Source organism: Streptomyces atratus (genome assembly GCF_900119365.1).
GTDB classification, from domain to species: Bacteria; Actinomycetota; Actinomycetes; order Streptomycetales; family Streptomycetaceae; genus Streptomyces; species Streptomyces atratus_B.
On the sequence record NZ_FPJO01000079.1, the window covers coordinates 1 to 4844 of the forward strand.

Annotated in this window: 3 protein-coding genes and 1 pseudogene; 1 reads left to right on the plus strand and 3 read right to left on the minus strand. The window is 65.9% G+C overall.

Annotated features, from left to right (window positions below; all coding sequences use genetic code 11):
• Positions 1 to 594, plus strand: a 594-nt coding sequence (locus tag BT364_RS38740; RefSeq protein WP_072489803.1) for an IS6 family transposase, incomplete at its 5' end; no start/stop codon positions are given.
• A 62-nt stretch (positions 595 to 656) separates the two neighbouring features.
• On the opposite strand, the pseudogene BT364_RS38745 reads toward BT364_RS38740, so the two are convergent.
• From BT364_RS38745 to BT364_RS38755, 3 genes and pseudogenes are all read right to left on the minus strand, one after another.
• Positions 657 to 875, minus strand: a pseudogene (locus BT364_RS38745) (IS3-like element ISMyma3 family transposase); the annotation flags it as partial.
• A gap of 125 nt (positions 876 to 1000) precedes the next feature.
• Positions 1001 to 1459, minus strand: coding sequence for a hypothetical protein (locus tag BT364_RS38750; protein ID WP_072489805.1), 459 nt, complete (start codon positions 1457 to 1459; stop codon positions 1001 to 1003).
• A 247-nt stretch (positions 1460 to 1706) separates the two neighbouring features.
• Positions 1707 to 4301 (minus strand): DEAD/DEAH box helicase, encoded by a 2595-nt coding sequence (locus BT364_RS38755; RefSeq protein ID WP_072489806.1) that lies wholly within the window; start codon positions 4299 to 4301, stop codon positions 1707 to 1709.
• Positions 4302 to 4844 lie beyond the last annotated feature (543 nt).

Here is a 4844-nt window from a genome sequence, read left to right on the forward strand (position 1 = left end):
GGCGTGATCGTCTCCCACGAGACCGTCCGCCGCTGGTGCGCGAAGTTCGGCCAGGCCTACGCCAACGGCCTGCGCCGCCGGCGACCCCGGCCCGGCGACAAGTGGCACCTGGACGAGGTCTTCATCAAAATCAACGGAGAGCAGAAGTACCTGTGGCGAGCCGTCGACGCCGACGGCAACGTGCTCGACATCCTGGTCCAGAACCGGCGGGACACCGCTGCGGCCAGGCGCGTCTTCCGCCGCCTGCTGAAGACGACCTGCTCGGTGCCGAGGGTAGTCGTCACGGACAAGCTGCGCTCCTACGGGGCGGCCCACCGCGAGGTGATGCCCTCGGTCGAGCACCGCTCCCACAAGGGCCTGAACAACCGGGCCGAGAACAGCCACCAGCCCACCCGCCAGCGCGAACGCGCGATGAAGGGGTTCCGCAGCATCGGTGGAGCACAGCGGTTCCTGTCCGCGTTCAGCGGCATCTCACCCCACTTCCGGCCCCGCCGCCACCTGATGACCGCCGCCCACTACCGCGCCGAGATGACCACCCGCTTCGCCATCTGGGACCAGATCACCGGCGCTGCAAGCCGGCCCACCACGGCCTGACCCCAGGCCCGAAACGCAAGCCCACCACACCCCGACGCCCCATCAGACACTCACACACCCAACAACGTGACAGAGCCCTCGCTCGTGGTGCCGGGCCTGGCACCGGCGTCGATCTGGTCCTGTCGCACCCACTTGCGCAGTGTCTCGGTCGTGCCGATGCCCAGTTTCTGGGCGACCGCTTTCATCGCGGCCCACTCGGTTTCGTACTCCGGGCGCACCTCAGCGACCATTCGCACCGCACGACGGCGCAGCTCAAGCGGGTAAGGGGAAGGACGTGCCATGACTCGATCCTCTCAAACGATCGAGTCTCTACCGAATCCGGAACGGTTCAGTGTCGAGATTCGGCAGAACGGCGGAGATACCTGTGTTTCTCGCACCCTGCGGGTTGTTGCCCAGGGAGGAGGACTCAACGCCGGAACTGCCTCAAGTGCTGGGCGGCTGCTGATTGGAAGGCGTCGTGTGCCCGGCGGGCTCGGTCTTCCGAGCCGTCGATGGCTGGACGATCGTCGTGTGCGTGGTTTTTGATCTCACTAGACGCGTCAACCAGAGCAGTCGCCAAGCGTAGGAGCGTTGCGTTGTCGGTCGCGAGGGTGAGCGCGGTCACGGCCTTGGTCACTACGCACTGTGCCTCGAACCGGGCCGTCTTTAGCTCCAGACTTTCCGCCTCGCCCGTCCCGCGGACGACATGTTTCAGGTACTGGTGGCGGCGATAGTCTGTCGCGGCACCGAGCAGGCTGGCTACTGCAGCAGCCAGCGCTTGCCGATCACGATCACGGCGGGCGGAGAGAGTGATGAGGTGCTGCATAGCGCCCGCCACAAGAGCACCGAGCAGGGTGCCCAGCACGGCGATGATCGCAGTTGCCACAAGATTCCCCTTCTGCTGTCCTCCTTCCGTATTAGCGGACGCGTTCTCCACCCAAAGCCGGTGTTACCAAATTGATTTGAAGGTACGAGGTCAGGTCCTGTCGCGACTGAAGGAGGGCAGTGTCTCGATCCAGCGACTGAGGGCCAACTATCGGTCAACGCTCTGACCACATTGGAATCAACGAAGCACTGTGTCCTGACACGTTCGGTGGAGAGCTGGCCACTTGCCTCGCAAAGTCACACCACCCCTACCAGCGCATGCCGAGGTGGTTGAGGTCGGTGCGTCGTTGTTCGGTGAGTTTGTCGGCACGCTTCCGTACGTTGTCGAGCCACATACCGAGTTTGACGTCCACGGGCTCGTCAGGGCCTGCTTGACGGCTTGCTGGGCCCGTCGTATCTTCCGTTGCTCTTTCCAGGTGTTCGGTGTGTTTGCGGGGTACGCGCAGGTGTCCTTCGCGGGCGTGGTACTGCTGTGCTGCACGCAGGTTGAGTGCCCATATGTCGTCCTGTGTCCGTTTCACCGGCCGTTCTGTCTCCTCGGCGGGTTCGATCCCGAGGACGTTCTCCAGCAACCACTGCTGCGCGGGCAGGAGCTGCTCCCACCCGTGCCGCTGCGCCGCAACCCAGCGCCCGAGGTCGTCTCCTTGCACGATCGCTTTGCCGGCCACCACCGGCAGGACCCCGCCGTTCTGGAGCAGGTTCTGGGTGAGGCGGAAGCACCGCTGCCACCCCGTATCCCATACCGGGCACCATCCCGGGTCGATCTCTTCCAGCGCTGCGCGCCGCGCCTCGGTCAGTGTGCCCGCACTGGAGGGGACGGGGAGGCCGGCTTGTCGCCGCTGTACGACCTGATCCGCTGCCCGGGCTGCGTATCGCTGGTTTTTGGTCCAGGTCCCGACGGGGTATCCGTCCCAGACGGCGGTGGTGGGCGGCAGCAGGTGACCGTGGGCGGCGGCCCAGGCGCGGGCGGCTGTGAGGCCTTCCTCGAAAGCGACGTCCTGGTGCGACCACACCATGCCCAGCCCGTCGAGCTGTTCGACCCGCCCCGGATCCAGGTACCCGGCTTTGTGGGTTTTCCGCTGGTCGGCGAGCCAGGTCCCGAGCGGGAACCCGGCCGGAACCCAGTCATCAGGGGTGACGTAGTCGTACGGCACCCGCAGCTGCTGCGCCCCGGTCTCTTTCACGTACCGCACGCACGCCTGGATACCGCGCCGCCAGAAAGTGTTCTCCGGCTCGATGACCCGCAGCTTCACGAACTGCGCCAGCAGCGCCGGATCCCTGGGTGTGCTGAACTTCAGCAGCTCCCGCGCAGGCGCACTCGCTTCCCGCTCACCCGGCGGCAACTCCCACTCGCCTTCCCACTCGCCTTCCCGCTCACCCACGGCTTCGCCTTCCGCGCCTTCCTCGGGTACCCAATGTCCGCTGCGGATGCGGGGGTCGGCGAGGTGCTCGATCGTTTCGGTGTCGTGTGCCCGCAGCGCCCCGAGGACCTTCGCGAGGGTGCCGTAGGCGTCCGAGGTCAGCATTTCGCCCGGTGTTTCACCCGGAGCGAGAAATACGGGAACAATCAGAGAAGCAATCTTCCCTGCCCCCGGCTTGATTCTCAGGGCTCGTCCGACCATTTGCACGATATCGATCATCGACCCCCGAGCATCACAGAATGCGACGGAATCACAATTCGCGGTATCGACGCCCTCGCCCAGCACCTTCACCGAGCTCAACACCCGCAACGCCGCCGGCACCAGACCCCGCCCACCAACACCACCCTCCACCAGCTGCGCCTGGTCCTCGATGACGTCGGACGCGAACTCCTCCAGGACGGTCCGTCGGTGGGCGGGTGGGTGTTGGCCGTACAGCCAGTCCGCCCATACCCGTTCGGGGTCCGGGTAGCGGCTGGGGTTGTCTTCCCAGAGCTTCCTGGCCGCGTCGAGGACTCCTGTGGCCATGGCTTCGGCTTCACTGACCCGGCTGTGGAACGTCAGGACCTTGCGCAGGTTCTCTTCGGCGGCTGCGGTTACGAGTCCGGTCTGCAGTGCCGCGAGCCGTGCTCCGCGTGCGGCGTCCGACCCGTACCCGGCCTCCTGGCGCAGCTGGTGGAACTCGGGATCGTTGATGTCGACGCACACCACCTGGTACGGGGCTACCAGGCCCCGGCTCACCGCTTGTGAGAGCGTCAGTTTGTACGCCACCGGCCCGAACACCCGCGACCCCGGATCCATACTCGCGATCAACCGTGGCTCCCCGCCCTCACCACTCCGGGCATGCTCGGGCGCCTCCCAGATCCGCGCCGTCGCCGTCATGTACAAACGGCGGGTCGCTGGCATCTTCGTCTGGTCGTGCACCGCGGCCCATGGCTTGCCCGCGTACCCACTGGTGCGGTGCGCCTCGTCGACGACCATCAGGTCCCACGCACCAAGCCCGGCACCATGGGCGGTCTGGAGGATGCCGAGGCCGACGGCGGCATACGTGGCGAACACCGTTACCCGCTCCAGCCCCCTTACCCAGGAGACGAGTTCGCCAGGGTCGGTTGTGCACGGCACACCGTCGGAGTCGGCGGCCCGAAGCGAGCACACCCCGACCATCGCCCCTGTACGGCCTCCTTCCCGCCACGCGGCTGCGGTCTGGGTCAGCAGGTCCAGTGTCGGGACCAGGACCAGGACACGTCGCGCGCCGAGTTTCTCGGCGGCTGTGACGGCGATCAGGGTCTTCCCGGAGCCGGTCGCGGCGATGACCTGGGTCCGCAGCCCCTCGGCCGGCAGGTGTCCGTTCGCAGGTGTCTGCAAGTCCCTCAGAACCGCGTCGACCGCTTCCACCTGATGCGGAAACAGCTCCTTCAGCGTCACCGAAATTTCCTCTCTCGACCGCTTCAGATATATTTCCAAGCCAGAAAAGACCCGGACCCCTGTTCAGCAACATGCATTTTTCAGCGACAACCAAGACACAGACAACCGACCCCAGGGACAGCCGGCAGGGTGTCCGCTCACACTCCTTAATGTAGCTGGGCATCAAGAGTGACGCATGCCGACTGGGAAGTAGTTCTCCGAACCGCCAGTCCGTCATCTGCACAGAGCCGTCCCTGCCAACCCATGAACCCTCCTGACAGGGACTCAAGGAACCAGAGATCGAGTAGAGAAGCCCCCGGTCCTCACGACCCGTCACCACACCCCCAGCAAGACCCCCAACCGGTAGCCCCCTCAAGGGCCTTGCGGAGCATGGCCCGTCGCCCGGATCGCGGAGCGATCCGGGCCGCAGTCAACGAAGTTGACTGCCCGGGCCACGGAGTGGACCGGCAACCCCGGACGAAGTCCGGGAACAACGCACGGAGTGCGTTGTTGTCTTCCGCCGCGTAGCGGCGGCGCGTCGTGTTCGCGGAGCGAACCGCGCGC